Annotated in this window: 19 protein-coding genes and 1 pseudogene; 10 read left to right on the top strand and 10 right to left on the bottom strand. The window is 71.2% G+C overall.

Going from position 1 to position 26,005, the window contains the following annotated elements; translation table 11 throughout:
• Positions 1 to 37: 37 nt before the first annotated feature.
• Genes ACGFSC_RS24550 through ACGFSC_RS24530 form a run of 5 tightly spaced genes read left to right on the top strand, consistent with a single transcriptional unit; the run spans position 38 to position 5,412 of the window.
• Positions 38 to 1,537: a CoA-acylating methylmalonate-semialdehyde dehydrogenase gene (locus ACGFSC_RS24550; RefSeq protein WP_359901322.1), complete on the top strand. Its 1,500-nt coding sequence runs from the start codon at positions 38 to 40 to the stop codon at positions 1,535 to 1,537.
• Positions 1,534 to 2,682 (top strand): acyl-CoA dehydrogenase family protein, encoded by a 1,149-nt coding sequence (locus ACGFSC_RS24545; RefSeq protein ID WP_359901325.1) that lies wholly within the window; start codon positions 1,534 to 1,536, stop codon positions 2,680 to 2,682. The genes ACGFSC_RS24550 and ACGFSC_RS24545 overlap by 4 nt, the downstream gene beginning before the upstream one ends.
• On the top strand, positions 2,682 to 3,755 hold the full coding sequence (locus tag ACGFSC_RS24540; protein WP_359901403.1) for an enoyl-CoA hydratase/isomerase family protein: 1,074 nt from the start codon (positions 2,682 to 2,684) through the stop codon (positions 3,753 to 3,755). Before ACGFSC_RS24545 ends, ACGFSC_RS24540 begins: the two co-directional genes overlap by 1 nt.
• Complete coding sequence (gene mmsB / locus ACGFSC_RS24535) at positions 3,752 to 4,639, top strand: 3-hydroxyisobutyrate dehydrogenase (RefSeq protein WP_359901327.1); 888 nt, start codon at positions 3,752 to 3,754, stop codon at positions 4,637 to 4,639. Before ACGFSC_RS24540 ends, mmsB begins: the two co-directional genes overlap by 4 nt.
• The gene (locus ACGFSC_RS24530; protein WP_359901330.1) at positions 4,636 to 5,412 is read left to right on the top strand and encodes an enoyl-CoA hydratase; all 777 of its coding nucleotides are present in this window, start codon (positions 4,636 to 4,638) and stop codon (positions 5,410 to 5,412) included. Before mmsB ends, ACGFSC_RS24530 begins: the two co-directional genes overlap by 4 nt.
• 478 nt (positions 5,413 to 5,890) lie before the next feature.
• On the opposite strand, the gene ACGFSC_RS24525 is transcribed toward ACGFSC_RS24530, so the two are convergent.
• From ACGFSC_RS24525 to aceA, 3 genes are all read right to left on the bottom strand, one after another.
• Positions 5,891 to 6,757, bottom strand: coding sequence for a 3-hydroxybutyryl-CoA dehydrogenase (locus ACGFSC_RS24525; protein ID WP_359901333.1), 867 nt, complete (start codon positions 6,755 to 6,757; stop codon positions 5,891 to 5,893).
• A 25-nt stretch (positions 6,758 to 6,782) separates the two neighbouring features.
• Positions 6,783 to 8,393: a malate synthase A gene (aceB, locus tag ACGFSC_RS24520; protein ID WP_359901336.1), complete on the bottom strand. Its 1,611-nt coding sequence runs from the start codon at positions 8,391 to 8,393 to the stop codon at positions 6,783 to 6,785.
• Between the two features lie 157 nt (positions 8,394 to 8,550).
• A complete protein-coding gene (gene aceA / locus ACGFSC_RS24515; protein WP_359901339.1) occupies positions 8,551 to 9,846 on the bottom strand; it encodes an isocitrate lyase in 1,296 nt (431 codons plus the stop codon).
• Between the two features lie 442 nt (positions 9,847 to 10,288).
• On the opposite strand from aceA, the gene ACGFSC_RS24510 reads away from it, so the two are divergent.
• The gene (locus tag ACGFSC_RS24510; protein WP_359901341.1) at positions 10,289 to 11,680 is read left to right on the top strand and encodes a short-chain fatty acyl-CoA regulator family protein; all 1,392 of its coding nucleotides are present in this window, start codon (positions 10,289 to 10,291) and stop codon (positions 11,678 to 11,680) included.
• Between the two features lie 160 nt (positions 11,681 to 11,840).
• Here ACGFSC_RS24510 and ACGFSC_RS24505 read toward each other — a convergent pair.
• Positions 11,841 to 12,125: pseudogene (locus ACGFSC_RS24505) on the bottom strand (SCO6880 family protein); the annotation flags it as partial.
• A 531-nt stretch (positions 12,126 to 12,656) separates the two neighbouring features.
• Here ACGFSC_RS24505 and ACGFSC_RS24500 point away from each other — a divergent pair.
• On the top strand, positions 12,657 to 16,571 hold the full coding sequence (locus ACGFSC_RS24500) for a P-loop NTPase fold protein (RefSeq protein ID WP_359901344.1): 3,915 nt from the start codon (positions 12,657 to 12,659) through the stop codon (positions 16,569 to 16,571).
• A gap of 580 nt (positions 16,572 to 17,151) precedes the next feature.
• Here ACGFSC_RS24500 and ACGFSC_RS24495 read toward each other — a convergent pair.
• The 4 genes from ACGFSC_RS24495 to ACGFSC_RS24480 are packed head-to-tail and all read right to left on the bottom strand — an operon-like array spanning position 17,152 to position 21,598.
• Positions 17,152 to 17,685 (bottom strand): hypothetical protein, encoded by a 534-nt coding sequence (locus ACGFSC_RS24495; RefSeq protein ID WP_359901347.1) that lies wholly within the window; start codon positions 17,683 to 17,685, stop codon positions 17,152 to 17,154.
• Positions 17,686 to 17,711: 26 nt separating this feature from the next.
• The gene (locus tag ACGFSC_RS24490) at positions 17,712 to 19,694 is read right to left on the bottom strand and encodes a hypothetical protein (RefSeq protein WP_359901350.1); all 1,983 of its coding nucleotides are present in this window, start codon (positions 19,692 to 19,694) and stop codon (positions 17,712 to 17,714) included.
• A complete protein-coding gene (locus tag ACGFSC_RS24485; RefSeq protein WP_359901352.1) occupies positions 19,691 to 20,854 on the bottom strand; it encodes a 5'-methylthioadenosine/S-adenosylhomocysteine nucleosidase in 1,164 nt (387 codons plus the stop codon). The genes ACGFSC_RS24490 and ACGFSC_RS24485 overlap by 4 nt, the downstream gene beginning before the upstream one ends.
• On the bottom strand, positions 20,855 to 21,598 hold the full coding sequence (locus ACGFSC_RS24480) for an NUDIX domain-containing protein (protein ID WP_359901355.1): 744 nt from the start codon (positions 21,596 to 21,598) through the stop codon (positions 20,855 to 20,857). It abuts the gene before it with no gap.
• A gap of 295 nt (positions 21,599 to 21,893) precedes the next feature.
• Between ACGFSC_RS24480 and ACGFSC_RS24475 the strand changes: the two genes are divergently transcribed.
• On the top strand, positions 21,894 to 21,959 hold the full coding sequence (locus tag ACGFSC_RS24475; protein WP_392863944.1) for a DUF255 domain-containing protein: 66 nt from the start codon (positions 21,894 to 21,896) through the stop codon (positions 21,957 to 21,959).
• Positions 21,960 to 22,035: 76 nt separating this feature from the next.
• Positions 22,036 to 22,179 carry a hypothetical protein gene (locus ACGFSC_RS24470; protein ID WP_359901358.1) on the top strand — a complete coding sequence of 48 codons (144 nt, stop codon included), beginning with the start codon at positions 22,036 to 22,038 and terminating at the stop codon, positions 22,177 to 22,179.
• 607 nt (positions 22,180 to 22,786) lie between these two features.
• Here ACGFSC_RS24470 and ACGFSC_RS24465 read toward each other — a convergent pair.
• Complete coding sequence (locus tag ACGFSC_RS24465) at positions 22,787 to 23,842, bottom strand: site-specific integrase (RefSeq protein ID WP_359901361.1); 1,056 nt, start codon at positions 23,840 to 23,842, stop codon at positions 22,787 to 22,789.
• A gap of 469 nt (positions 23,843 to 24,311) precedes the next feature.
• On the bottom strand, positions 24,312 to 25,271 hold the full coding sequence (locus tag ACGFSC_RS24460; protein WP_359901364.1) for a pirin family protein: 960 nt from the start codon (positions 25,269 to 25,271) through the stop codon (positions 24,312 to 24,314).
• A gap of 94 nt (positions 25,272 to 25,365) precedes the next feature.
• Between ACGFSC_RS24460 and ACGFSC_RS24455 the strand changes: the two genes are divergently transcribed.
• Positions 25,366 to 25,854: a carboxymuconolactone decarboxylase family protein gene (locus ACGFSC_RS24455; RefSeq protein WP_359901367.1), complete on the top strand. Its 489-nt coding sequence runs from the start codon at positions 25,366 to 25,368 to the stop codon at positions 25,852 to 25,854.
• Positions 25,855 to 26,005: the final 151 nt, after the last annotated feature.

The raw sequence follows: 26,005 nt of genomic DNA, 5'->3' as shown, positions 1-26,005 counted from the left end.
TTCCTCCTCTCCCCACCTGTGACGAGAGAAGGAACCGATGGTCCGCGAACTGACCCACTTCGTCGGCGGCAAGCGCGTCGCCGGGACGTCCGGCCGCTACGGCGACGTCTTCGACCCCAACACCGGCCGGGTGCAGGCCCGGGTGCCGCTGGCCGACCGGGCCGAGGTCGAGGCGGTGATCGCCGACGCCGCCCAGGCCCAGCCCGAGTGGGCGGCCTGGAACCCGCAGCGGCGGGCGCGGGTGCTGCTGCGCTTCCTGCAGCTGGTCGAGCAGGAGAAGGAGGAGCTGGCCCGGCTGCTCTCCGCCGAGCACGGCAAGACAGTGGCCGACGCCCACGGCGATCTCCAACGCGGCCTGGAGGTCGTGGAGTTCGCCGCCGGGATCCCGCACCTGTTGAAGGGCGAGTTCACCGACAACGCCGGCACCGGCATCGACGTCTACTCGATGCGCCAGCCGCTCGGCGTGGTCGCCGGCATCACGCCGTTCAACTTCCCGGCGATGATCCCGCTGTGGAAGGCCGCGCCCGCGCTGGCCTGCGGGAACGCCTTCGTGCTCAAGCCCTCCGAGCGGGACCCGTCGGTGCCGCTGCGGCTCGCCGAGCTGTTCCTGGAGGCCGGGCTGCCGCCGGGCGTGCTCAACGTGGTCAACGGCGGAAAGGAGGCGGTGGACACCCTGCTGGAGGATGAGCGGGTGCGGGCCGTCGGCTTCGTCGGCTCCACCCCGATCGCCCAGTACGTCTACGCGACGGCCGCCGCCCACGGCAAGCGGGCGCAGTGCTTCGGCGGCGCGAAGAACCACATGATCGTGATGCCGGACGCCGACCTCGACCAGGCCGCCGACGCGCTGATCGGCGCCGGCTACGGTTCGGCCGGGGAGCGCTGCATGGCGATCTCGGTGGCCGTCCCGGTGGGGGAGGAGACCGCGGACGCGCTGGTGGCCAAGCTGGTCGAGCGGATCGCCGCGCTGAAGGTCGGCCGCTCGGACGACCCGGCGTCCGACTTCGGCCCGCTGGTCGGCGCCGACGCGCTGGAGCGGGTGCGCGGCCATCTGGACGTCGGGGTCCGGGAGGGCGCCGAACTCGTCGTCGACGGGCGGGAGTTCCGCCTTGACGGGCACGAGCAGGGCTTCTTCCTCGGCGCCTCGCTGTTCGACCGGGTGACCCCGGACATGCGCGTCTACCGCGAGGAGATCTTCGGCCCGGTGCTCACCGTGGTCCGCGCCGCCGACTACGAGGAGGCGCTGCGGCTGCCCAGCGAGCACGAGTTCGGCAACGGCGTGGCCATCTACACCCGGGACGGCGACACCGCCCGGGACTTCGCCCGCCGGGTGAACACCGGCATGGTCGGCGTCAACGTGCCGATCCCGGTGCCGATCGCCTACCACACCTTCGGCGGCTGGAAGCGCTCCGCCTTCGGCGACCTCAACCAGCACGGGCCGGACTCGATCCGCTTCTACACCCGCACCCGCACCGTCACCTCGCGCTGGCCCTCCGGGGTCAAGGAGGGCGCGAGCTTCACCATGCCGACGATGGGATGAGCGCCGTGCACGACCTCACCGAGGACCAGCTCACCATCGCGGAGACCACGCTGGCCTTCGCCCGCGAGCACCTCGCTCCGAACGCGGTCGAGTGGGACCAGACCAAGCACTTCCCGGTGGACGTGCTGCGCAAAGCGGCCGAGGTCGGCCTGGCCGGCGTCTACGTCCGTGAGGACGCGGGCGGCTCCGGGCTCACCCGGGTCGACGGCGTGCTCGTCTTCGAGGCCCTGGCCACCGGCTGCCCGTCGATCGCCGCCTACCTGTCCATCCACAACATGGTCGCCTGGATGATCGACCGCTACGGCGACGACGCCCAGCGAGCCCGGTGGCTGCCGGGGCTCAGCGCCATGGCGACGCCCGCCAGTTACTGCCTCACCGAGCCCGGCGCGGGTTCGGACGCCGCGGCGCTGACCACCCGGGCCCGACGCGACGGAGACCACTGGATCCTCGACGGCGTCAAGCAGTTCATCTCCGGCGCGGGCACAGCCCGGGTGTACGTGGTGATGGCCCGCACCGGCGGCCCGGGCGCCGCCGGGGTCTCCGCGTTCGTCGTCGAACGGGACGACGCGGGGGTCTCCTTCGGTCCGAACGAGAAGAAGATGGGCTGGAACGCCCAGCCCACCCGCCAGGTCGTACTGGACGGCGTCCGGCTGCCCGCCGACCGCCTGCTCGGCGGCGAGGGCGAGGGCTTCCGGATCGCCATGAACGGGCTGAACGGTGGCCGGCTCGGCATCGCCGCCTGCTCGCTCGGCGGCGCGCAGGACGCTCTGGAACGCGCCACCCGTTACCTGGCCGACCGGGAGGCCTTCGGCGCCCGGCTGCTGCACGCCCAGGCGCTGCAGTTCCGGCTCGCCGACATGGCCACCGAGCTGGAGGCGGCAAGGTCGCTGCTCTGGCGGGCCGCCGCCGCGCTGGACCGGGTCGATCCCCGGGCGCCGGAGCTGTGCGCGATGGCCAAGCGGTACGCCACCGACACCGGCTTCGAAGTCGCCAATGCCGCCCTCCAGTTGCACGGCGGCTACGGCTACCTGGCCGAGTACGGCATCGAAAAGATCGTCCGCGACCTGCGGGTGCACCAGATCCTGGAAGGGACCAACGAGATCATGCGCGTCATCGTCGCCCGCGGCCTGACGGGAGCCGCATGATGACCGAGGACACCGTCGAGGAGGTCCTCACCGAGCGCGAGGGCCGGGCCGGCCTGATCGTCCTCAACCGTCCTGCAGCCCTGAACGCCCTCACCCACGGCATGGTGCGGAGGATCTCCGAAGCCCTCGACACTTGGGAGAACGACGAGCAGGTCGGGACCGTCGTCATCAGCGGGGCCGGCGAACGGGCGTTCTGCGCGGGCGGCGACATCGTGGCCATCCACCGCGCCGCCACCGGGGGAGATCCGGGCGCCGTCGAGGAGTTCTGGCGGGACGAATACCGCCTCAACGCCCGGATCGCCCGATACCCCAAGCCGTACGTCGCGCTGATGAACGGCATCGTCATGGGCGGCGGCGTCGGCGTCTCCGCCCACGGCAGCGTCCGGATCGTGACGGAGACCACTCGCGTCGCGCTGCCGGAGGCCGGGATCGGCTTCGTCCCCGACGTCGGCGGCACCTACCTGCTCGCCCTCGCCCCCGGCGAACTCGGCACCCACCTGGCCCTGACGGCCGGCTCCGTCGGCGCCGCGGACGCCCTGCTCTGCGGTCTCTCCGACCACTTCGTCCCTTCCGAACGGCTCCCGGCGCTGCTGGACGACCTGGCCGAACTGCCCGTGCACGACGCCCTGGAACGGCACGTCCAGCCCGTGCCGGCCGGGTTGTTGGACGGGCAGCGCGACTGGATCGACCACTGTTACGCGGCCGGCACCGTGGAGGAGATCCTCGACCGCCTCCGCGGCAGCGGCGAACCAGAGGCGAAGAAGGCCGCGGACCGGATCGCCGCCAACTCCCCGACCGCGGTGAAGGCCACCCTGGCCGCGCTGCGCCGGGCCCGGGCCCTCGGCCCGCTGGAGGCGGTGCTGGACCAGGAGTACCGGGTCTCCTGCGCGGCGCTCGCCACGCCGGACCTCGCCGAGGGCATCCGGGCCCAGGTGATCGACAAGGACCGTGCACCGCGGTGGAGCCCGGCCGCGCTGAGCGCCGTCGAACCCGCCGTCGTGGCCCGCTACTTCGCCCCGCTCGGCGAGCGCGAACTCGGCCTCGCCGCCACCACACCCCTGGAGCGCTGGTGACCCACACGATCGGATTCGTCGGACTCGGCAACATGGGCGGCCCGATGGCCGCCAACCTGGTCAAGGCCGGACACCGGGTTGTCGGTTACGACCTCGCTCCGGAAGCAGTGCGGCGGGCGCGGGAAGCCGGCGTCCGTGCGGCGAAGTCCGCGGTCGAGGCGGTGCGGGAGGCCGACGTCGTCATCAGCATGCTGCCTGCCGGTCGGCACGTGCTGGCCGCCTACGCGGAACTGCTGCCCGCCGCACGCCCGGGAACGCTGTTCGTGGACTGCTCCACGATCGACGTCGCGGACGCGCGGGCGGCGCACGAGCAGGCCGTGAACGCGGGACACGGTTCGGTGGACGCGCCGGTCTCCGGCGGAGTGGTCGGTGCGACGGCCGCGAGCCTCACCTTCATGGTCGGCGCCGAGGAGCCGGACTTCGAGGCGGCGCGACCGGTGCTGGAGGCGATGGGCCGGAAGGTGGTGCACTGCGGTCCGGCCGGTGCCGGGCAGGCCGCCAAGATCTGCAACAACATGATCCTCGGTGTCTCGATGATCGCGGTCAGCGAGGCCTTTGTCCTCGGGGAGAGCCTGGGGCTGAGCCACCAGGCGCTCTACGATGTCGCCTCCACCGCCTCCGGGCAGTGCTGGGCGCTGACCACCAACTGCCCCGTCCCCGGTCCGGTGCCGACCAGTCCGGCCAATCGCGACTATGCCGCCGGGTTCGCGGCCGCCCTGATGGCCAAGGACCTCGGACTCGCTGCCGGGGCCGCGGAGGCTGCCGGCCTTTCCACCGAACTCGGCCGCCGGGCAGCGCAGTTGTACGCAGACTTCGCCGCGGCCGACGGTATCGGCCTGGACTTCTCGGCGATCATCAACACCCTCAGGAAGGACGGCAAGTGACCGGCTACGAGACGATCCTGGTCGAGCGCAAGGGCCGGGTCGGGCTGATCACCCTCGACCGGCCGAAGGCGCTGAACGCGCTGAACACCCGGCTGATGAACGAGGTCGTGGCGGCGGCAACGGAGTTCGACCGGGACCCGGGGATCGGCTGCCTGCTGCTGACCGGTTCGGAGAAGGCCTTCGCGGCCGGCGCCGACATCAAGGAGATGCAGTCCCTCGACTTCGTCGACGCCTACCTCGGCGACTGGTTCGCCGCCTGGGACCGCTTCGCCGCGCTGCGCAAGCCCGTCGTCGCCGCCGTCGCGGGCTACGCGCTGGGCGGCGGCTGCGAGCTGGCGATGATGTGCGACATCGTGCTGGCCGCGGACACCGCGAAGTTCGGGCAGCCGGAGATCAAGCTCGGGGTGATCCCGGGCATCGGCGGCTCGCAGCGCCTCACCCGCGCCGTCGGCAAGGCCAAGGCGATGGACCTCTGCCTCACCGGCCGGATGATGGGCGCGGAGGAGGCCGAACGGGCCGGCCTGGTCGCCCGGATCGTCCCGGCGGACCAGCTGCTCACCGAGGCGCTGGCCATCGCCGAGACGGTCGCGGCGATGTCCACCCCGGCGGCGGTCATGCTCAAGGAGAGCGTCAACCGCTCCTTCGAGACGACGCTCGCCGAGGGCGTCCGCTTCGAACGCCGGCTGTTCCACGCGGTGTTCGCCACGGAGGACCAGAAGGAGGGCATGGCCGCCTTCGCCGAGAAGCGGGCGCCGTCCTTCACCCACCGCTGATGGTTCGCGCGTGTGCCGCCCGTTGCCCGGGGCGGCACACGCCGGTCAACTCCCGGACCGCCGCGCGGTGAGCGGCGGAGGTGCTCGACGGCCCGGTCCGGGAGCCGGGTGGGGCGGTCGCCGTCTGCTCCGCCCCGCCGCGGATCCTGTGGGGCAATGTCGCGTCGGCGGTCGGCGGTCGGCGGTCGGCGGTCGGCGGTCGGCGGCGCGGCCGCGGCCGTCGCCCGCTCGTGGCCGTAACTCGCCCTGAGAGCAGGAGAGTTCGCTGTGGGCCTGCCGACGGTTCCGCCGCTGCGTGGGTCCGGCACGGTGGCGGCCGTCCGGGAGGGCCGGGTGGTCCGCCACCGGCTGTGCGAGGAGGGAGTCGGGAGGATGCTCGACCTGCTCGACGCGGCGCCGGGTGCCGGAGGCGGCGGAGACCGGGGCCGGGGACACCGGTGCCCCGGCCCTCCGCGACGGGGGTCGGGGCACCGGTGGGTCAGGACTCCCGGTGGGGGTGGAAGCCGCGGCCGGTCTTGCGGCCGAGGTGTCCGGCCTCGACCATGCGGGAGAGCAGGGGCGGGGGCGCGTAGAGGGGCTCCTTGTACTCGGCGTACAGGGATCGGGCGATGGCCTCGACGGTGTCCAGGCCGATGAGGTCGGCGAGGGCGAGCGGGCCCATCGGGTGGGCGCAGCCGTGGACCATGCCGGCGTCGATGTCCTGCGGGGTGGCGTGTCCGGCCTCGGCCATCCGGATCGCGGACAGCAGATAGGGCACCAGCAGGGCGTTGACGACGAAGCCGGCCCGGTCGCGGGAGCGGATGACGTGCTTGCCGAGGGTGTCCCGGGCGAACGCCTCGATCCGGGTGAGGACGGCCGGGTCGGTGTGCAGGGAGGCGACGACCTCGACCAGCGGCATGACCGGTGCCGGGTTGAAGAAGTGCAGGCCGAGGACGTGGGAGGCGCGGCCGGTGGCGATGCCGAGCCGGGTGATCGGGACGGCTGAGGTGTTGGTGGCCAGCACCGCTTGATCGTCGACCAGGATCTTGTCGAGCCGGCCGAGCAGCTCGGCTTTGACCGTCTCGTCCTCGACCACGGCCTCGACGACCAGCTGGCGGTCGGCCAGGGCGTCGAGGTCGTCGGCGAACAGCAGGTGGGCCCAGGTGTCCTCGCGGTCGGTGGGGCCGATGCGGCCGCGGTCGACGGCGCGGTGCAGGGAGCGGTCGATGCGGCCGCGGGCGGCCCGGAGCGCGGCCGGGTCCTTCTCGCAGACGATGGTGTCCAGGCCGGCGCGGGCGAGGACCTCGGCGATGCCCGAGCCCATCTGTCCGGCGCCGACGACGGCGACGCGTCGGATCTCGTTCATGGCACTGCCTCCGTGCTGGGGCGGCTCAGGCCGCGGTGCGGACGCGGACGAGGTGGCGGGCGTACGCCTCGGTGGTGAGGAAGGCGGGGAGTTCGTCGCCGAGGGCGGTCTCCTCCAGGATCCGCACCGCATTGTCGACGAGTCGGGGGTCGGCGCCCTCGGCGAGCAGCGCGGCCCGCTCGTGGTCGATGTGTCGGCGCACCAGGTCCGGGGTGGCGAGCGAGCCGCCGGTGAGCCGGGTGCAGTGGTGCTGCCACTGCCAGAGCTGGCAGCGGGCGATCTCGGCGGTGGCGACGTCCTCCATCAGCCCGAAGACGGCGACGGCGCCGGAGCCGCCGAGCCAGGCGGTGAGGTAGCGCAGGGCGACGGCGACGTTGGCGCGCAGGCCCTGGTCGGTGGGCAGGCCGACGGACAGCCGGTGCACGCCCAGCAGGTCCGCGGCGGTGACCTCGACGTCCTCGCGGGTGCGCTCCAGCTGGTGCGGGCGGTCGCCGAGGACGGCGTCGAAGGCGGTGCGGCAGGTGTCCACCAGGCCGGGGTGGGCGACCCAGGAGCCGTCGAAGCCGTCGCCGGCCTCACGCTCCTTGTCGGCCCGCACCTTGGCCAGGGCGACGGCATTGGCGGCCGGGTCGCGCTGGGGGATCGCGGCGGCCATCCCGCCGATCGCGTGGGCGCCGCGCCGGTGGCAGGTGCGCACCAGCAGGTCGGTGTAGGCGCGCATGAAGGGCTGGGTCATGGTGAGGGTGGCGCGGTCGGGCAGGACGTAACGCGGGCCGTGCTGGGCGAAGTTCTTGATCAGGCTGAACAGGTAGTCCCACCGGCCGGCGTTCAACCCGGCGGCGTGGTCGCGCAGTTCGTAGAGGATCTCGTCCATCTCGAAGGCGGCGGTGATGGTCTCGATCAGGACGGTGGCCCGGACGGTGCCGTGCGGGATGCCCAACTCGGCCTGGGCGAAGGTGAAGACGTCGTTCCACAGCCGGGCTTCGAGGTGGTTCTCCAGCTTGGGCAGGTAGAAGTACGGGCCGCTGCCGCGCTCGATCTGCCGCCGGCCGCAGTGGAAGAGGTACAGGCCGAAGTCGACCAGGGCGCCGACGGCGGGGCGGCCGTCGATCAGCAGGTGCTGCTCGTCGAGGTGCCAGCCGCGGGGGCGGACCACGATGGTGGCGGGGGAGCGGCGGACCCGGTACCGCTTGCCCTCCGGGGTGGTTTCGTCGATCCGGCGCTCGATGGCGTCGACCAGGTTGAGCTGGCCGCCGATCAGGTTGTGCCAGGTGGGGGAGGTGGCGTCCTCGAAGTCCGCGAGCCACACCTTCGCACCGGAGTTGAGGGCGTTGACGGCCATCCGGCGCTCGGGCGGGCCGGTGATCTCCACCCGGCGGTCGGCGAGCCCGGGGCCGGCGCCGACCACCCGCCAGGTGGTGTCCTCGCGGACGGCGCGGGTCTCCGGGAGGAAGTCCAGGGTGCCGCCGGCGGCCAGCGCGGCGGCCCGGCGCCCGCGCTCGGCGAGCAACTCGGCTCGGCGGGCGGTGAATTCGTCGTGCAGACGGGCCAGGAAGCTCAGGGCATCGGGGGTGAGGATCTCGTCGAAGCGTTCCTCGGACCCTCCGAGGACTTCGGTACGGCTGGGCTGGTTCATCCGGTTCTCCAGGAAGCAGAAAGGTGGGGCCCGGGGCCGCGTCCCTCAACGCGGCCCCGGGCAGGGGGCGGCACGGAGCTCCCTCGCTCCGCCGTGCGAGCCGCCGGGGGTGGCGCGCTCCGGCGGGATGTGACCGAGCCCGCCGGGCGGCCGGGCATCAGTGGAACTGCTCGGCCTCGGTGGAGCCGGTCAGCGCCAGAGTCTCGGCGCCGGGGTTGAGCGCGGTGGAGACCTGGTCGAAGTAGCCGGTGCCGACCTCGCGCTGGTGCTTCACGGCGGTGTAGCCGTCCGGCACGGCCGCGAACTCGGCCTCCTGGAGGTCGACGTAGGCGGTCATGCCGTGCTCGGCGTAGCCGCGGGCGAGCTGGAACATCGAGTGGTTGAGGGCGTGGAAGCCGGCCAGGGTGATGAACTGGAAGCGGTAGCCCATCGCGCCCAGCTCCCGCTGGAACTTGGCGATCCGGTCGTCGTCCAGGGCGGCCTTCCAGTTGAAGGACGGCGAGCAGTTGTAGGCCAGCAGCTGGTCCGGGTGCTCGGCCTTGATCGCCTCGGCGAACTCCCGGGCCTGGGCGAGGTCCGGGGTGCCGGTCTCCACCCAGAGCAGGTCGGCGTACGGGGCGAAGGCGAGGCCGCGGGAGATGACCGGGGCCATGCCGGGCTCGACCCGGTAGAAGCCCTCGACGGTGCGCTCGCCGGTGCAGAAGCGGGCGTCGCGCTCGTCCACGTCGGTGGTCAGCAGGTTGGCGGCGAGGGCGTCGGTGCGGGCGACGATCAGGGTCGGCACGTCGGCGATGTCGGCCGCCAGGCGGGCCGAGTTGAGGGTGCGGACGTGCTGGGCGGTGGGCACCAGCACCTTGCCGCCGAGGTGGCCGCACTTCTTCTCCGAGGCCAGCTGGTCCTCGTAGTGGATGCCCGCAGCGCCGGCCGCGATCATGCCCTTGGTGAGCTCGAAGGCGTTCAGCGGGCCACCGAAGCCGGCCTCGGCGTCGGCGACGATCGGCACCAGCCAGTCCGGCCCGCCGTCGGTGCCCTCGGCGGCGTCGATCCCGTCGGCGCGCAGCAGGGCGTTGTTGATCCGACGCACCACCTGGGGAACCGAGTTGGCCGGGTAGAGGCTCTGGTCGGGGTAGGTCTGCCCGGCCTGGTTGGCGTCGGCCGCGACCTGCCAGCCGGACAGGTAGATCGCCTGCAGCCCGGCCTTCACCATCTGGACGGCCTGCCCGCCGGTCAGCGCGCCCAACGCGTGGATGTAGTCCTGCTCGTGCAGCTGACGCCAGAGCCGCTCGGCACCGCGCCGGGCCAAGGTGTGCTCCTCGCGTACGGTGCCCGACAGCCGGACCACGTCCGCCGCCGTGTACGTGCGCTCGACGCTCGCCCAGCGCGGGTCGGACGCCCACCGGGCGGCCAGCTCCGCCGCCTGCTGCTCCTGCTGCTGCCGAACCGACTGGGTCATGGTGATCCACTCCCGGGGATGCTCTGTGAAGGGTGCTGGTGAAGGGGCTCGCGAACGAACGGGCTCGCGAAGGGTGCTTGCGAGGGGTGCTCGCGAGGGTGCTCTGCCAAAGTGCTTTTGCGAAGGGTGTGAGGCACCTCTCACCGTGCCGGTGCGAGGGCGGCCGGGTGACGCCGGGCAGCGGTGGAACACCGCGGGACGTGGTCACCCGGACGGCGGGCCAGGGCAGTTGACCTGCCCGTTCGCCGCCGTTCTGGGCGTCTCCCGGCCGCAGCACCGACTCTGGCACCCGGCGCGGCCGCCGTCACCGGTGGAGCCGTGCCAAGTTCTGCGAAGCCCGTCCGGTGAATCCGCGAAGGTTGCGAAGGCCTGCCCGGGGGCGTTGCGGCTAGGCTGCGCCCCACCGGGCCGACCCGACGGCCGGACACGGAGGTGCGGGACGATGGGGAAGGCCTTCGCCGGGGCCAGGCTGCGCCGGCTCCGGGAGGAACGCGGACTGAGCCAGGCCGCCATGGCGCGGATGATCGACCTCTCGCCCAGCTACCTCAACCAGCTGGAGCACGACGCCCGCCCGCTGACCGTCGCCGTGCTGCTGCGGCTCACCGAGGCGTTCGGCGTGGAAGCCGGGTACTTCGCCCCGCCGGACAGCGCCCGGCTCGCCGCCGAACTGCGCGACGGCCTCGGCGACGAGCTCGCGGCCGGCCGGATCACCCCCGGCGACCTGGACGAGGTCGCCGCCCGACTGCCCGCCGTGGCGAGGCTGTTGACGGACCTGGGGCGCGGGCGGCGGGCCCTGGCCGAGCAGCTCGCCGTCCTCGCGGGGGACCGGGGCCCGGCCGCCGACACCCGTACGCCGCACGAGCAGGTCCGCGAGTTCTTCTACCGCCGGCAGAACTACGTCCATGAACTGGACACCGCGGCCGAGGACTTGGCGAAGGACATCCGGCTGCGGCGCGGCGAGGTGCGGGCCGTGCTAGCGGACCGGCTGACCTCGGTGCACGGCGTCCGCCTCGCGGCGGGCGGGGAGCAGCTGCACCGGTACGACCCGCGGACCCGGACCCTGCGGCTGTCGGAGCGGCTGCGCCCCGGCCAGCAGGCCTTCCGGCTGGCCACCCAACTCGGCTACCTGGAACACGACGCGCTGCTCTCCGAACTCGCCTCCCAGGACAGCCCCGAGGACTCGGCGGCGCACCCGCTCACCCGGATCGGCCTGGCCAACTACTTCGCCGCCGCCCTCGTCCTGCCCTACGCCGCCTTCCACGCCGAGGCCGAGTCCGCCCGCTACGACATCGAGCACCTCGCCGACCACTTCGGCGTCGGCTACGAGACGGTCTGCCACCGCCTCAGCACCCTGCAACGCCCCGGCCTGCGCGGGGTGCCGTTCTCCTTCGTACGGGTCGACCGGGCCGGGAACGTCTCCAAGCGGCAGTCCGCCACGCCCTTCCACTTCTCCCGCACCGGCGGCACCTGCCCGCTCTGGAACGTCTACGACGCCTTCGCGGCGCCGGGCCGCGTCCACGTCCAGGTCGCCGCCATGCCGGACGGGCGCCGCTACCTGTGGACGGCCCGCGCCGTCACCCGCTCGCCGGGCGGCTGGGGCCGGCCCGGCAAGACCTTCGCGATCGGCCTGGGCTGCGAACTCCGGCACGCGGGCCGGCTGGTGTACTCCACCGGTCTGGACCTCGGCGACGAGGCCGCCGCCACCCCGATCGGCCTCGGCTGCAAGGTGTGCGAACGCCCCGCCTGCGCCCAGCGCTCCGCCCCGGCGATCGGCCGCCCGCTGGCCGTCGACGAGCACACCAGCACCTTCGTCCCGTACCCGGTATCCCCCTGAGCGGCACCGCGCCGGGCCGGACGATCACCGTCTCGCACGGAGGGGCCGATGCCCTGCGGGCAGTCGGCGCCGCGGGGACGGAGCTGGTCGGCGGCAGCCGTGTCGCCGCCGAAGTCGACGCCGGCCACAAGCTCAGGGCCGGCGCCGACGGCAAGGCCCGAGCGGTGACCACGCGCAGGCTGGCCGCGCTGCCGGGCAGGTGGAGCAGGCCCTCTCGCACCGGGCGGGAGGAGGGCCGGGTGAGCCAGACCAGCTGGCCCCGGAACCGGCGCAGTGCGTGGCGGGCGGCGACGGGCGCCCAGTCGGCGAGGGTGCGCCCCCTGTAGCGGATGAACACCAGGGCGGCGACACCCGGCCACAAGGGTATGAGCTGCAGGGCCCCGGTCACGTCCTGGGTGACGAGCACGACGAGCAGCAACAGGCCGGTGGCGGCGTAGGCGATCAGCTACCGGCAGGCTGACGCCGCTCCGAGCCCAGCGGCGAGGAAGTTCCGCGGGCACGGAGCTTCCAGGCCGTGAGGCCCACGCGCACGACGGCAGAACGCTCGGATGCGCGGCGTGCGGGGTGAGGGTAGGCGCAGCTGGGTCGGCCTGCTGTCAACCGAGGGGCCCTTCGATGGTCGGGCGGGGCGGGCCTTGGCGCGGAACTCCTTGTGGTCGACGTCGTACCCGGCTCCGCCCTCATCGATCTCGCCACCTGGATCGACCTCATCCACCGGGGTGTGACGGCCCGCCGTTCCGATCTCGACAGTCTTACGCACGCTGTGTGCCCAATGCGTCCCCGGATCGAGGCTGCTAGGAAGAGCGATGCCGTCGCGCGGAGAGCGTGCGGATCCTCGAACCAACAGGCGGTCACGAGACAAGTGGTGTGGTCGCAGAGGCTGCCGAGTGTCGGTGGTGCGCCCTAGCATGATCCACCACAGCGACGCGGGGGAGACGAAGGAGTTGAGAGATTGCCAGGTAGATCGCGTTCGTGGTTGATCGAGGACGCATCGATCTCCACCAGAGAGCAGGACCGCTTCGACCATCGCTCGGTGGCTGTCGAGCTCGCCGGCCTGGTGAGTGGCGTGGAGCACCCGACAGCTGTCGGCCTGCTGGGCCCGTTCGGCAGCGGGAAGTCTTCGGTGGTGCGTCTGCTCGCCGAGCATCTGGCGGTGGACGGCAAGCTGGCGGTGCTTCAGGTCAGCGCCGAGCACCACAGCGGGACAGCGCGTGCCCGCGCCATGCTGTACGGGCTTCTGGGAGCTGCCCACCGCGCGGAGCTGATCAGCGACGAGAAGCTGGACAGCGAGCGCAAGTGCCTCGCGGGAGCCCGGCAGTCGACCCTTCCGAGGCCGGCACCGGACGCCGACCAGCCGGGCAAGCCCGGCCTTCGCCGCTATGTCGCCGCAGTGAGGGCGAGCGCGGGCTGGATCCTCGGCATGGTCGCCCTGCTGTGGCTGGCGGGCGCGATTACCGTCTGGCTTGGCCATCTCCTCGGCAGGGGACAGGGCGTCGAGGTGCTCGCGTGGTTCGCGGCCAAGGGTGCTGCCCCGCTCACCGCGGTGCTAGGCAGCGCAGCCGTTGCATCCGGCGTGATCGGCGCTGCGAAGGAAGGCGCCATCTACGCGTACCGCGCCTACGACATCTCGGTGACCACACCCCGACCGGACTCCACGGATGAGCTGGAACAGGTCTTCTCACGCCTGATTCACGAGATCCACCGGAAGAAGAAGCGCCTGGTCATTGCTATTGACGACATCGATCGGCTGAATGCAGACGAGGTCCTGGAAGCTCTCACGACCATCCGCAGCCTGCTGCTCGCTGGCGCGCACGGCTCCCTCGTTCCGGTCTTCGTCATCTCCTGCGACGAGGACATCGTCCGCGAGGCGATCATGGGGGTGGACCCCGGACTGGCCCACCGTGCAGACGAGGACACCGAACACGGCACACGCAAGGCCACGGAGGAGGCCGCTCAGGAGTACCTGAACAAGCTCTTCTCGGTGCGGATCACGCTGCCGGTCCACCACGAACACGACCTGCTCGGCTATGTCGAGCACCTCCTCGTCTTTCCCGAGGAGCATCCTGTCGTCGGCCGACTCGGTGGGATCGGGCAGACCCGTGCCGTCCTCGAAACGCTCATCCACCCCATGGTCCGCGAGCCGAGGCACGCCATCCGTCTGCTGAACGCCTTCCTCTCCGACTACTCCCTCGCAGCCCGCAGGGAGACGTCCTCTCGCGGGCAGGCGGCCCGCATCGCGCCCGGCGAGGTCACCGGCTACCCGCTGGAGCTTGCCCGGCTGGTGGTGCTGCGCCACGACTTCCGCACCTTGTACGACCACATCCGCCGCGAGAACGCAGTGCTGTCGTTGCTGGACGACGCACTCTACGGCTCGCAGGCGGCGCTCGCAGATCCCCTGCTGAGCCCGTTCCTGAAGAAGTCCGGTGACTCGTCGGACGTTCTGGACGAGGAAAAGCCGGATGGCCTGGACACGGATAGGTGGCCAGGGCTGTCCTATCTTCGGGGGACTGGGTGGAAGACGCGCACCCGTCGGCCGCCGCAGTTGAGTGCGTTGATCACCCTGGGATCGTCGGCGGCCAGCCGTGACCTGGGCAGTGAGAACGCCCAGGCGATCGCCCTGGAGCTTCGCACGCGCGACGGCGTCGCCCTGCGCCGACGGCTGTCCGGCACGCAGGAGGAGCACCGCGTGCTCGCCGCGATGCGGAGCACGATCGCGGACATGAAGCCGGGACTGCCGATGGGCAATGCAATGGCCGCCTCGGTCGAGGCACTGGGCAGCCTTTCGGATCCGGCGTCCGGATTCTCTTCCGCCGAGGAAGGAGAAACGGCCAGGCGGGAGCTGACCGCGCTCATTGAACTGCTCGCGCGCCGGCGCACCGAGGTGCCGGACGCCCTGCCCGTTCACACCTGGGTGCCGCTGCTTCTGATGGTTCCGGACGCCTACCTGCCGCTGCTGCTCGACGAGCTGGCCGCGTGTCCCGAAGACCGGCAGGAAGCGGGGAGGTGGGCAAAGGCCCTGATGGGAGCCGCCACGGACGCCTCGTTCTCACCTCGGCTGGTGGACGCCGTCGCCGACTACTTCCACGGCCTTGCTGCCGCCGGAGAGGACGCGGACCTCGACCTGTGGTCCGACGGCGAGGCCAATCACGAAGCGTGGCCGCCCGCGGCCTTCGGCGCCCTCCTTGCGATGGCCGCCCGCCAGGGCACCGTCGACGCAATGGCGTCCGCAGCCAGCATCACTCGCGACAATGCTGACCGCCACCACTGGAGGCGTGATGTCGTCCTCGGTCTGACGACCGACTGGGAAACGGTGTCCTTCCCGGTGAAGCGGGAACGTGTTGCCCTGCTCCAGGAACTGGTTCTTCCCGACGACTGCTGGGGGCCGAGCAGGGACGGCGGTGCCGGCACCGTCGCCAGCTCGCTGGCATGCGCGGTCGCAGAGGTTCTCGTCGACGACGACGACCTCACGTCGAGCCTGAAGGCACAGAGTCTCCTGGAGAACTGGCTCCCGGCTGTCGGACAGCAGCTGGCGTCGGACGGCGGTACCTGTAGCACTGCGATCGTCACCGCATTCGCCCAGGTTGCCTTCTTGGCGCCGGAACTCACCCAGGCTGTAGCCCGACTGCTGCCGAAGCTGGGACAGCCTGACGGGGCGGATCTCGTCCACAGTCTCCTGCCAGGGATTCCTGGCGCGCTGCCGGGGCTCGATCCCGCTAGCACCACCACCCTCTTCACCATGCTCGCCGCCTACATCCGCCACACCGACGACGTTGACTCCGGACCGGTGGCACAGGCGGCGCAGGCAGCTCTCGACGCCTACACCGCCCCGCTGCCGCAGGATAGCGACGCGGGACGAACGGTCAGGTTCGGGCTCGCGTCCGTCCTGTCCACCACGCGCGGTGCTGCCCTGAGCGCACAACTGGTCACGACCCTGGTCCAGCACCTGCCGATGCCGCTCGCCGGCAACGCACCCATGGCCGGGCACCCAGGGGAACTCCTGGCAAGCCTTCACACGCTTCTGGCGAAGCCAGCTGTTCGGCAGCAGGCTTTGCCCGTTGTTCTCGAACGGCTCCAGGCCAACATCAACAGCGGCTACCCGGCTGTGTCGGCCGACTTTGCCGCCCGCTACCTGGGCGACCTGCGGGTCGCCCAGCCCTGGATCACGCACATCGACCAGCACTGGGCTGCGGTCACCCCGCAGGCCCGGGACCTGGCAGTGCGTGCCGCAGACCGCGAAGACCTCCGAGGGACCTCCCTGGTAGCGCGTCTGGCCCAGCACATCCCGCACGGCAGCGATTCCGCCTGGCCCTGGGCCGCCCGGCTATGGCCGAGTGCCGACCAGCAGACGCAGGCCGATATGCTCGCCCTCGCACGGGGCCGCTGCCCCGAACTCGCCCAGCACGCCGTACACGCCCCCAAGAACGTGCTGGACGCGGCACTGCGCAGTTGCGGCGACCGAGTCGAGGACCTGCTGGCACTGTGTGCCGGTAACCCGACGCTGGACACCGCGCTCGCCGATCACCTGTACAACCTCATACACGTCGCGGACATGGACACCCGCCGTCTCGAGCCGATCATCGACGCGCTGACTGACCCGTCCGCAGCTTGGGAGAGCGTCCTGCGGGCGGCCGCCGAGGACCAGGACGCGGCCCGCAACGCCGCTGTCGTCATCAGCGCGCTCACCGCTGGCAAGCGTGGCAGCGCACCGGCTGATGTGGCAGACCGGCTCGTCCCAATCGTGCGTGGAGCCGACCTGGACGCCACTCAGGCGCTTGGCGAGGCGGTGGCATCTCTACCGCGCCAGATCCGAAAGAAGCTCGACGACGCGCTTCCCCGGGACACACAGAACCGGGCCCGGCGCACCGCCTTCCGCAAGGCCGCCCGCCTGTAGCTGACCGAACGCTTGAGCTCCAGCCTGCTCGGGGCACGACAACGAGGCCACGACAGGGTAGGTCCCGATGCCGCAGCCCGGTGGCAGACGCCACCGGGTTGCGGTCGATCGTCGGCACTTGGACCATCGCGACCATCAGCGCCCCCCGCAACCCGGACCTGCTGTGCCTTCGCCCTGTGCCTGTACCTGACCGGCCAGCAGTGATTCCGCGCGACCCCACACGCCGACAGCCCAATCCCATCCACGACTCATGCCCCGTCAACCGGACTACACCATGGCCCACGTCCTAGGAAGAACCCCATCCGCAAGAAATGGATAGGGCCCCGAGACATTGCCGACAAGCACTGCTGAACAAGGGCAGGAGGCGGCCACCGTGGCCGCTGGTGGTACCCGCGCGAGTGGGGCACGTTGCTCGGGCAAGCTGCCCATCGAGTTGGCCGACGGATGCACTTGCACCTTCGACCTGGACGAATTCTCCGGCCTGAGTCGGACGCCTGCTGACCGTATAGCAGAGCCCTACCCGCGCTTCCACACACCGGAGGCGCCGTACGTGTGTGGAGCGGGTCCGGCGGGGCCGGTACTACTGCTCCTTGCGACGCAGGAACTGCCAGCCCAGTACGGCCAGGGCGAGCGTCTGCACGAGAGAAGCGAGCACGAGCAGGGGCTGGGCGGCGTGAGAGCGCCAGAACGCGGTCGTGCAGACCATGGGCAGGACCAGGTAGGTGAACAGGTCCACTGCGGTCTGAAGCCGTTTGCGCACGGTGCGGCCCGCGACGTTGCGGTGGTAGACCTCCCAGTCGAACACCGTGCTGTGGGCGGAGGCGAGTTCCCCCAGGCGCGGTCCCAGTCGGTCGCGGACGTAGCAGCCGATCGCCGAGATCTTCTCGTCGTTGACCAGGTAGGTCCAGCCCAGGATCAGGCAGATCGCGGGGACGAAGAGCAGCAGTCGGGACTGTCCGCTCTGGACGGTGACCGCCACGACTGCGGTGGCTGCGGCGAGCGTGAAGTAGAGCAGGTTGTCGCGGAACCCGATACGGGTCTTCTGCTCCTCCTTGAGGCAGTCGTACTCGGCCAGCAGGATCTTGCTCTCGGTGACATCGTCTGTGGAGGTCACGGGAACTCCCAAGATCGAGTTAGGGATCAGCCAGCGATTTGGAAGGGCGTCAGGTTGTCGTGGCCGTGCCGTTCAATCCAGCCCTTCCCATCCGCCGCTACCCCCTCCAGGATGCGGAAGGCGTGGGTGGAGCCGGCCGCGCTGAGGTTGATCTCGGAGATCTCCTGAGCGTTCTCGTCAGGCGTCAGTTGATGGGCGTCGGTGTCCTTGACGCGGATCTTCCTGGCCGGACCGTTGGTGAGGACGAGCTCCAGGTCGTAGCCGATGTCGGCGTTCTCCGTCACCTGCACGGAGGACAGCGCATCGAACCGGTAGTTGCTCCGCTGCTCGTTCTTGCGCGTCGCGTCGGAGAAGTTGAACTCGGAGCTGACCTCGCGGACGCCGTCCTGGGTGAACAGGAACAGACGGAAGACGTAGCGCGAGTACCTCCAGGAGCCGCCCCGGACCCGGCCCCGTTTGCAGGAAGGAGCCGGGGCCACCAGGATCGTGTGGGTGATCAGGTCACGCCAGGTGAGCCGGTGGTACCGGAGCGCCTCATCGACGAACGAAGTCTTGTCGCAGGTGAGCCAGGTCTCCATTTCCAGCTCGGTAGGGCGCGTGACGTCCAGGAATTCCTTCCAGCGCTGGTGGGCGATCTGTCGTGCGGTCAGCTGTTCGTGGTACTCCTGGGTCTCCCGGGCCAGTCGGTGCTCTTCACGTCGGATCTCCAGCCACCGGGAAGCTGCCGCGTGCCCGGACCAGGCCGCACCGAGCACGGCCAGGAACGCCCACAGCGGTCGCGGCGAGGCGGTACCCGAGATCGCCGTGCCGGATGCGGCCAGAGCTGAGGCGCCGAGAATGGCGAGGGCCACCAAGGTCAGGGCCTTCGTCCCGGCCGGAGTCGGGTCCTGGCGGTGACGATCGAACAGGGTGCCGTTGTTGTGGCGGTTCCGGGCGTCCTCGGCGAGATAGCGGATCAACCAGGCGACCCGCTCCACACTGATCCGGCTCTCCCGGTAGAGGTCCGCGATCTCGGCGGCGAGGCTGCCGCGGATTTGCACGGTGTGGGCGAGCCAGGCGTCCGGGGTGAACCCGTAGGGCGTGCGAACGCTGAAGTAATGATCGAACGAATGGCGGACGCGGTTGGTGAACCCGTCCTCGGCAGAGGCGGGACTGCGCGGGTGCGGGATGCGGGCCCCGGCCGTGAGGTCCGACCGGAGTTCCCACCCCCACCACCGGAGGCCGCAGCGGGCCGCGGTCAGACCCGCACCGAGCGCCACCAGCAACTCGGCGGCAGCCCAGGCCGGATTCGCGATCAGTGCCAGGGCCCAGAGGAGCGCGCTGCTGAAGGCGAACAGAGCGGCCCGCACCGGGAGGGCCGTCCGGGCGGCGGCCGCAGTGCTCGGGCGGGGCGGAACAGCCCGCGCCCCGATGGGGGCGGGCGCGAAGTAGGCCCAGACCCGCCGGACCCGGTCGTTGCCGAAGCGTTCCGCCCCGGCCCGTTCGCAGGTCTCCGCCCACAGGTCGTCCTTCAGCCCTCCGGTGAGCATGAGGTCGAGGTGGCGGAGGATCGCCTCGCGCTGGCGGAGCGGCAGGTCATGCAGCTGCTTCAGCACGGCTCCGGTCTCGCCGCTCGCGGTGCTGAGCACCGCCAGCAGGTCGAAGGTGACACGCAGGGCTTCCTTCCACTCGCCCTCGGCGTAGATCCGTAGGAGCCCGGAGGTGTGGTGCAGCCGGTGGACCTCTTCAGTGCTGAGGTCCTGGTAGGTGCGTGCGCTGAGTACGGCGAGCACCCAGTGGAAACGTACCTCCGCGCCGTCGTACCCGTGGGCCATCGCATCGGTGATCATTTCGCGGGCGCGGCTGGGGACGCCGTCCTCCAGAAACCGCACGCCCAGCCGGTACTTCTCCTGCGGCGAGGCGTCCGGGTGGACGAAGTAGACGTTGGAGTTGTGCACGGTCTCGGCCTGGATTCCGACCGTGGAGTCGTACGCGGCCGAGCTGTACGCGGCATCGTTGCCGTGGTTCATGACAGGTCACCGGCCGCGGCGACCAGAGGGGCCAGCCGGGCCACCAGCGCCGGGCACTCCGCCACCAGCCCGCGCAGCCTCTTGAGTGTCATGGCCGTCCGCTTCGACGATTCGGGGGTGTTTTCCCCGGCCGACCGGAGGGCGGAGTCCAGATCGGCCAGGGCCTCCCGGTAGGTGTCCTCGTCGAGGGCGCCCTCGATGCGGTGGCGCCCCAACTGCTCACGGAACCGGTTCAGTTCAGCGACCAGATCCGTCGGTCCGGATGCCTTCGGGGCCGCGTTCATATGGACGCTGCTGCCCGTGACCGAGCCGGCCATGATGCCGACGGTGCTGTTGTGGGCGGTGTTGCTGACGTGTCGGTCGAACCGGTCGGTCGAACGGACCCTGTCGTCCCGGGGCATCGCGTCCTCCTCCAGTTCCCCCACCAGTTCCACCGCCAGCCGGGTGGCGAACGCCGCCGCGTTCGCCGCGGCCCGCGGCTGCCAGTTGCGGTCCTCCGCACTGTTCTTCGTGCCGTCCGCCCGGTCGCTGATGCCCCGGATGATGGCCACCGGTGCCCCGTTGAGATGGCCGGCCTGTGCCACACCGGCCGCCTCCATCTCGATGGCGAGTGCGTCGTTGTAGTGCTGCCGGATCCACTTCGCCTCGGCCGAGATCCTCGAGTTCTGGACGATCTCGCCGGCGGCGACCGCCCCGAAGCGGACCTGCGGTGCGTCCTCGTGGCCGGGTGCGGGGTCCGCCCAGTCGTTCAAGCGGGCCAGGTGCGAGGCGAGCTGGCTGATGCCGTGCGGTGCTTCCCACCCCCGGGGGCGGGCTTTGAGCCCGTCGTCCTCGCTGGTCCCGCCGTGGTACGCGTACACGTGCGACGCGATCACCACGTCGCCCAGCCTGGTGGTGTCCCACAGGGCGCCGGCGACCCCGACGAACAGCACGGCCACCGGCGAGAACTCCTGAATCGCGCGTTCGGCGATCACTGCGGCGGAGTGGTTCCCCTTGCTCGTCAGGCCGAGTGCGACACGGCACGACGTGCCCTGCACGGTTCCCACCTCGAACCGGGTGCCACGCTCATGGCGATGCACCTGCGGACCCGCCAGCCTCTGGCGCACGGCCTGGTACTCAAGATTGAGGGCAGTGAGAACCACCACCGGGCCATTCGACATCTATTCCTCTTCCCCTCTCGTGTTCTCTTCCGTCGTGGATGGCGCGGGTCGTATCAGCGGTGGGAACAGCACGGTCTTCGGACCGGCCCGGTACAGCCGTGCGGGCCGTCCTCCAGTCGTCCTGCGATCCGTGCCGGCGGGGACGATGAATCCCTTCGCGGCTTGGACCTTCCGGTAGAAGTTGCGGGTGTCGAGTTCGGTGCCCCAGACGGCCTCGTACACCTGTTGCAGCTCTGCGATGGTGAAGTTCTCCCTGCAGAATGCTGTGGCCAGCGCCGAGAACTCGAGCTTGGTGCGCGCGTGTTCGATCCCGTCCGTAGCGATTCGACGGTGGTCGAAGGCGAGCTCCACCTCGCCGGACAGGACGGCTTCCGCGGGAACCCACGCGGCATCGGTGGCATCCGTTCCCGCGACCGGGTCGGGCAGCCCCGGTGCGATCGCCAGGTGGGCCACGGAGACGACTCGGCCCCGCGGATCGCGGCCCGAATCCCCGTACACGGCCAACTGTTCAAGGTGCACCCAGCCGGCGGCCAGGGCCGTTTCCTCACTCAGCTCGCGGTGAGCGGCATCCAGGATCTCCTCACCATCGTGGTTCAGGAATCCTCCGGGCAGGGCGAGCATGCCCCGGAAGGGATCTCCGCCTCGCTCCACCAGGAGGACGTGCAGGCGACTCTCCCGCAGCGTCAGGATCACAAGATCGACCGTCAGCAGCACAGCAGGTGGTGACCACACGTCATTTTGCACGTTCTACAACGTACTTCAGTTACTGTCACTTGCACAATAAGGGGAGTGGTGGGGATGCTCTACCGCTCGACCTTGCAGCCGCGGCGCGTGCGGCGGGACCGCGCGGATCGACGGGCTGGCACCGACCCCACCAGTCGGTTCCGGTTCCGTGGTTCCTGCGGCCGGTGCTGCGACACTGCTCACATGGTGAACCGCCCGGCCGATGTCACCTCCCGAACCTGCTGCAGTACGCTGACAACCCCGTCGGCGGCTGGCCCTGAAAGCCGGATGGCTCCGTGGCGGCCGAGCGGCTGGGGTGCCGGTGCTGCTGAGCGTCGCGTACGCGGCCTGTCACTGGTGCCAGGCGATGGCGCACAAGTAGTGCCGCATGGGCTCCCGTACCAGACCTTTCACTCAGAGGACCCGTCAAAGGCTTCCCACAAGCCCGGGTTGCGGAGATGGGCAGGGACTCGACCGCGCGGGTTGAGGTCGGGCTGGCCAACGTCTGCTCGCATGCGGCGCAGCTGCAGCAGAACCTGGTAAGCGGCCTGGAGCGGCTGGCCAGCGGCGACGATGGTGTCCCTTCCTCGCTGTTCCAGTGAAGGGCGTACGTAGCGGCGGGTGGGTGGGTGTACAGCAAGGCCGCCCCGGCCGGATCGGCGCGGGGCGGCCTTGGTTGGCGGCGGGCAGGAGTCGGCGAGCCGGTTGCCACGGTAAGGACGGAGCACAGGCCGGTGACCTCGCGCAGGGTGGGGCGGACGAGGCGGGGCCAGATGTCTCCGGCGGCGGGCCAGATGGCGAGGGGAACCACGGTGGCGGCGAGGCCGAGGTGGGCGGTGATGTCCCAGCCGGCCTTGGGGGCGGGCTCCCAGCGCAGGAGGATGCGGTCGAAGGGGAGCAGGGGTGCGGTGTTCGGGACCCAGAGGACCTTGACCGGGTGGCTGGTATGGGTGGGGACGCTGTGGACGAGCGCTCCGCTTGCCCACGGTGGCACGGGGTGGAGGGCGAAGCGGGCGGGCGCTGCGGGGGCGGTAGCTGGTGGGGATAGGGCTCTCCTATGGTCGGCGGCGTGGGGCCAGGTCCAGGCGAGCTGATCGCGGACGTTGGAGGGTGGCAGTCCTCTTGGTCGTCGACAGCCAATGCCGAAACCCGGAAAAGGCCTTTCCCGTAGGCTCGTTGGCATCTCACATGGCCTGTCAACGACGCCTGTCACGCTTCGTTGCCACCGATTACGGGATAGGGCCGGTTCATTGGGCCGGCCCGACTGTCCGGTGCCGCTGCTTCGGGGTCGCCCGCAGGTGTGCGGGCGCGGCGGAGGAGGGCCGTACCGTCGGGGTCGGCCGGTTCGAGTTCGATGGCGCGGCGTAGCTGTTCCATGCGTCGAGGTAGGGGGTGCCAGCCGGGTTCTGCGGCCATCTCGGTGTTGAGGTCGTCGATTGCGCGGGCGTAGGCGCGGGCCAGGCCGCGGAATTGTAGGGGCAGGCCGGGGCGGGGGTGACCGCTGGGGGCGATGCTTACCCACAGGGCGTCGGTGGTCTCGTTGCCCGGGCCGACGGGTTCGGTGGTGTCGCGTGTGACGAGGTGGCTGCGGACGGTGAGCCAGTGGCGCATCGCGGCCCGGGTGGGGCGGGACAGGCCGACCGTCATGATGGCGGGCGTGGTGCGCGGGTTGCGGTGCTGGGGGAGGCGGGTGAGGCGGATCGTGCCGCGGTGCAGGTCGACGTCGTCCGTGCGCAGGGCGCAGAGTTCGCCGGCGCGGCAGCCGGTGTCCAGTACGGTGCCGATGATGGCGAGGATCCGGCTGCGGGACTCGGAGCGGCCGGGGCGGGCCGAGTGTTCCAGGTGGCCGAGCAGGATGCTGCGCGGGCGGGCGGTGACCACGGGCCGGAGTTCGACCCGCGGCGGGTTGCGGTCCGGGAGCGTGACGGTGATGTCGGCCCGGGCGCCGAGGATGCGGAGGCAGTCCTCCCGGACGCGCATGGACGCGGGTGAGGCTTGGCCCGGTCGTGCGGTGGGCTTGCGCCGCAGCAGGCCCTGCTCGGCGGCTGTGAGGTAGCCGGCGAGGGTGTCTGGCGCGAAGAGCAGAGCGAGTGAGTCAGCGGCCGTGGGTACGATCGCGCCCCGCTCGAGGGCGGTGCGCATTTCGCCGGCGACCCAGTGCAGTTGCTTCGCCCGAGACGTGCCGGTCGGCGGTTCGCAGGCACACTCGACGAGGGCGTCCAGGGTCTCGATCGAGGGTGCTGCTGTCGTCGGGGCGTCCGCCATGGGGTCACCCTAGCGCCGGGTCGGGTCGGGTCGGCGGGTGCTTGCCGGCAGAGGGGCTGGGAATGTCTCGCAGGGCGCGAGTCTAATAACTGGCTTGAAGCAAGATCGTCGGTGAGGGCAGCGGACGGGATGGTGGCTGTCTTCTCCGGCCCGCGCCGCTCCGGTGGTGACCGTCCTTCGGCAGCCGCCGAGGGGGCCGTGCCAGGGCATCCGCCGGTTCTCGCGGCGGCACCCGACGATGACGTTCCGGGCGCGGTGAGTGCCCCAGTCGGTTCTGACGGGCCATCAGCAAACTCAGCATTGAGTCAGCATTGGTCCTGTCAGACGCTGTCGCGGATGGTCGAACGGTGTCACGCGTCGAGCGCGGAAGCGAGTGCCGGCAGGCCTGCTTCGGGGTGAGCGCGGGGGGACTCCGGCTCGGGGGTGTGGCGGACCCGGCCGCCGCACCCCCGATTGGCAAATTCCCAGGTCAGCGCACGTTTCCGCGCGGCTTGAGGGGGATTCCCGGGAGCTCTGGGGCGGGCAAGCGGTCGCCCGGGTAGCCCTGGACGGCGCCGAAGCGGTCGGGGTTTGCGGAGCTCATCCACTCCTCGCGGGCTCGGGTAATGTCTTCGTGTGAGCGCCCGATGAAGTTCCACCACATGACGATCCGCTCCTCGAACGGCGTGCCGCCGAGCAGCACCAGGCGGGCGTCGGTCCCGCCGGTGTTGGTGAGGGTGAGCGTGCGGCTGCCGGGGGCGACGTAGCCGAGTTCGGCGGGGCGCAGCGGGGTGTCGAGGAGGCGGATCTCGCCGCTGTCGACGAGCAGGCCGTGCTCGAAGGCGGGGTCGACGTCGAGGGTGACGACGGCGTGCGGGCGCAGGGTGAGCTCGGCGCCGAGCAGTGGGGTGAAGGTGGGGACGGGGGAGGTGTCGCCGGCGAGGGTGCCGAGGAAGACCCGTGCCTCGCCGCCGTCCAGGGCGACCGGGGCGGGGGCGTGGTGGCGGAAGTCGCGTCCGGTGTGCCGGTGCTCCTCGGGCAGGGCGACCCACAGCTGTACGCCGTGCAGGACGGTGGTGGCCGGGGTGGAGACCTCGGAGTGGGCGATGCCGCGGCCGGAGGTCATCAGGTTGACCTCGCCGGGCCGGACGTAGGCGTGGACGCCGAGGCTGTCGCGGTGCTCGATCTCGCCGGTGAACAGCCAGCTCACGGTCTGCAGCCCGGTGTGGGGGTGCGGGGCGACGTCCATGCCGCCGGTGCCGGCGACGTCGTCGGGCCCGTAGTGGTCGACGAAGCACCAGGCGCCGATCATGGTGCGGGAGCGCTGCGGGAGGGTGCGGCGCACGGTCATCGCGCGCGGGCCGCCGAGCGGGACGTCCCGGGCGGGCAGGACCTCCACCCGCGGGTCGGCGGCGGGCGTCTCGGCGAGGTCGGTCTCGGCGGTGCTCACGGGGGGTCCCTCCCAGGTGGTGATTAGTTCTATATTCAACTATCATGCCATGGCAGAGTGGCGGGCGACAGTGCGACCAGCCTAAGGAGTCCAGGTGAGTGATGTGACGGTGGTTCCGACGGACCGGCGGGTGTTCATCGACAAGCAGAGCCCCCAGGCGTACAAGGCGCTGCTCGCCGCCGCCGAGGCGGCGCGCGAGGTCGCGGCCGAGGCCGGGCTGGACCGCCGGCTGATCGAGTTGGTCAACCTCCGGGTGTCGCAGATCAACGGCTGCGCCTACTGCCTGCACGTGCACACCAGGGCCGCGATCCGCGAGGGCGAGACCGCCCAGCGCCTCGGCGTGCTCGCGGCCTGGCGCGACACCGAGGTGTTCGCCGACCGGGAGCGGGCCGCGCTCGGGCTGGCCGAGGCGACCACCTCCCCGGCGGACGCGGCACTCCAGGAGGCCGCGTACGGCGTGGCGCGCGAGGTGCTGAGCGACGAGGAGATCTCCGCGGTGGTCTGGGTCTCGATCGCCATCAACTCCTTCAACCGGGTGTCCATCCTGAGCAAGCACCCGGTCCGCCCGGCCCCGGCCCGGTAGGCGCGACCGCGGGAGGGCCTCCGCCTTCCGGCGGAGGCCCTCCGTTGGCGGGTGTACGGCCGGCTCCTTCCGGCGGGGGATGACCGACCGTCAGGGCAGCGGCGAGGCTGGGCGTCGAGGGCGAGGGAGTGCTCGCCGACGGCGAAGGTGG

The organism is Kitasatospora sp. NPDC048715 (genome assembly GCF_043198905.1).
Lineage (GTDB): Bacteria > Actinomycetota > Actinomycetes > Streptomycetales > Streptomycetaceae > Kitasatospora > Kitasatospora lactacystinica.
The sequence above is the reverse complement of the archived record's forward strand: the minus strand, read 5'-3'. Positions and strand labels throughout refer to the sequence as shown.

Bases quoted from the DNA above. Each gene is read 5' to 3' on its own strand.
- aceB (WP_359901336.1), bottom strand. From the start codon at position 8,393: ATGAACCAGCCCAGCCGTACCGAAGTCCTCGGAGGGTCCGAGGAACGC.
- ACGFSC_RS24525 (WP_359901333.1), bottom strand. From the start codon at position 6,757: ATGAACGAGATCCGACGCGTCGCCGTCGTCGGCGCCGGACAGATGGGC.
- ACGFSC_RS24490 (WP_359901350.1), bottom strand. From the start codon at position 19,694: ATGAACCACGGCAACGATGCCGCGTACAGCTCGGCCGCGTACGACTCC.
- ACGFSC_RS24465 (WP_359901361.1), bottom strand. From the start codon at position 23,842: ATGGCGGACGCCCCGACGACAGCAGCACCCTCGATCGAGACCCTGGAC.
- ACGFSC_RS24545 (WP_359901325.1), top strand. From the start codon at position 1,534: ATGAGCGCCGTGCACGACCTCACCGAGGACCAGCTCACCATCGCGGAG.
- ACGFSC_RS24485 (WP_359901352.1), bottom strand. From the start codon at position 20,854: ATGTCGAATGGCCCGGTGGTGGTTCTCACTGCCCTCAATCTTGAGTAC.
- aceA (WP_359901339.1), bottom strand. From the start codon at position 9,846: ATGACCCAGTCGGTTCGGCAGCAGCAGGAGCAGCAGGCGGCGGAGCTG.
- ACGFSC_RS24550 (WP_359901322.1), top strand. From the start codon at position 38: ATGGTCCGCGAACTGACCCACTTCGTCGGCGGCAAGCGCGTCGCCGGG.
- ACGFSC_RS24540 (WP_359901403.1), top strand. From the start codon at position 2,682: ATGACCGAGGACACCGTCGAGGAGGTCCTCACCGAGCGCGAGGGCCGG.
- ACGFSC_RS24510 (WP_359901341.1), top strand. From the start codon at position 10,289: ATGGGGAAGGCCTTCGCCGGGGCCAGGCTGCGCCGGCTCCGGGAGGAA.
- ACGFSC_RS24470 (WP_359901358.1), top strand. From the start codon at position 22,036: ATGGGCAGGGACTCGACCGCGCGGGTTGAGGTCGGGCTGGCCAACGTC.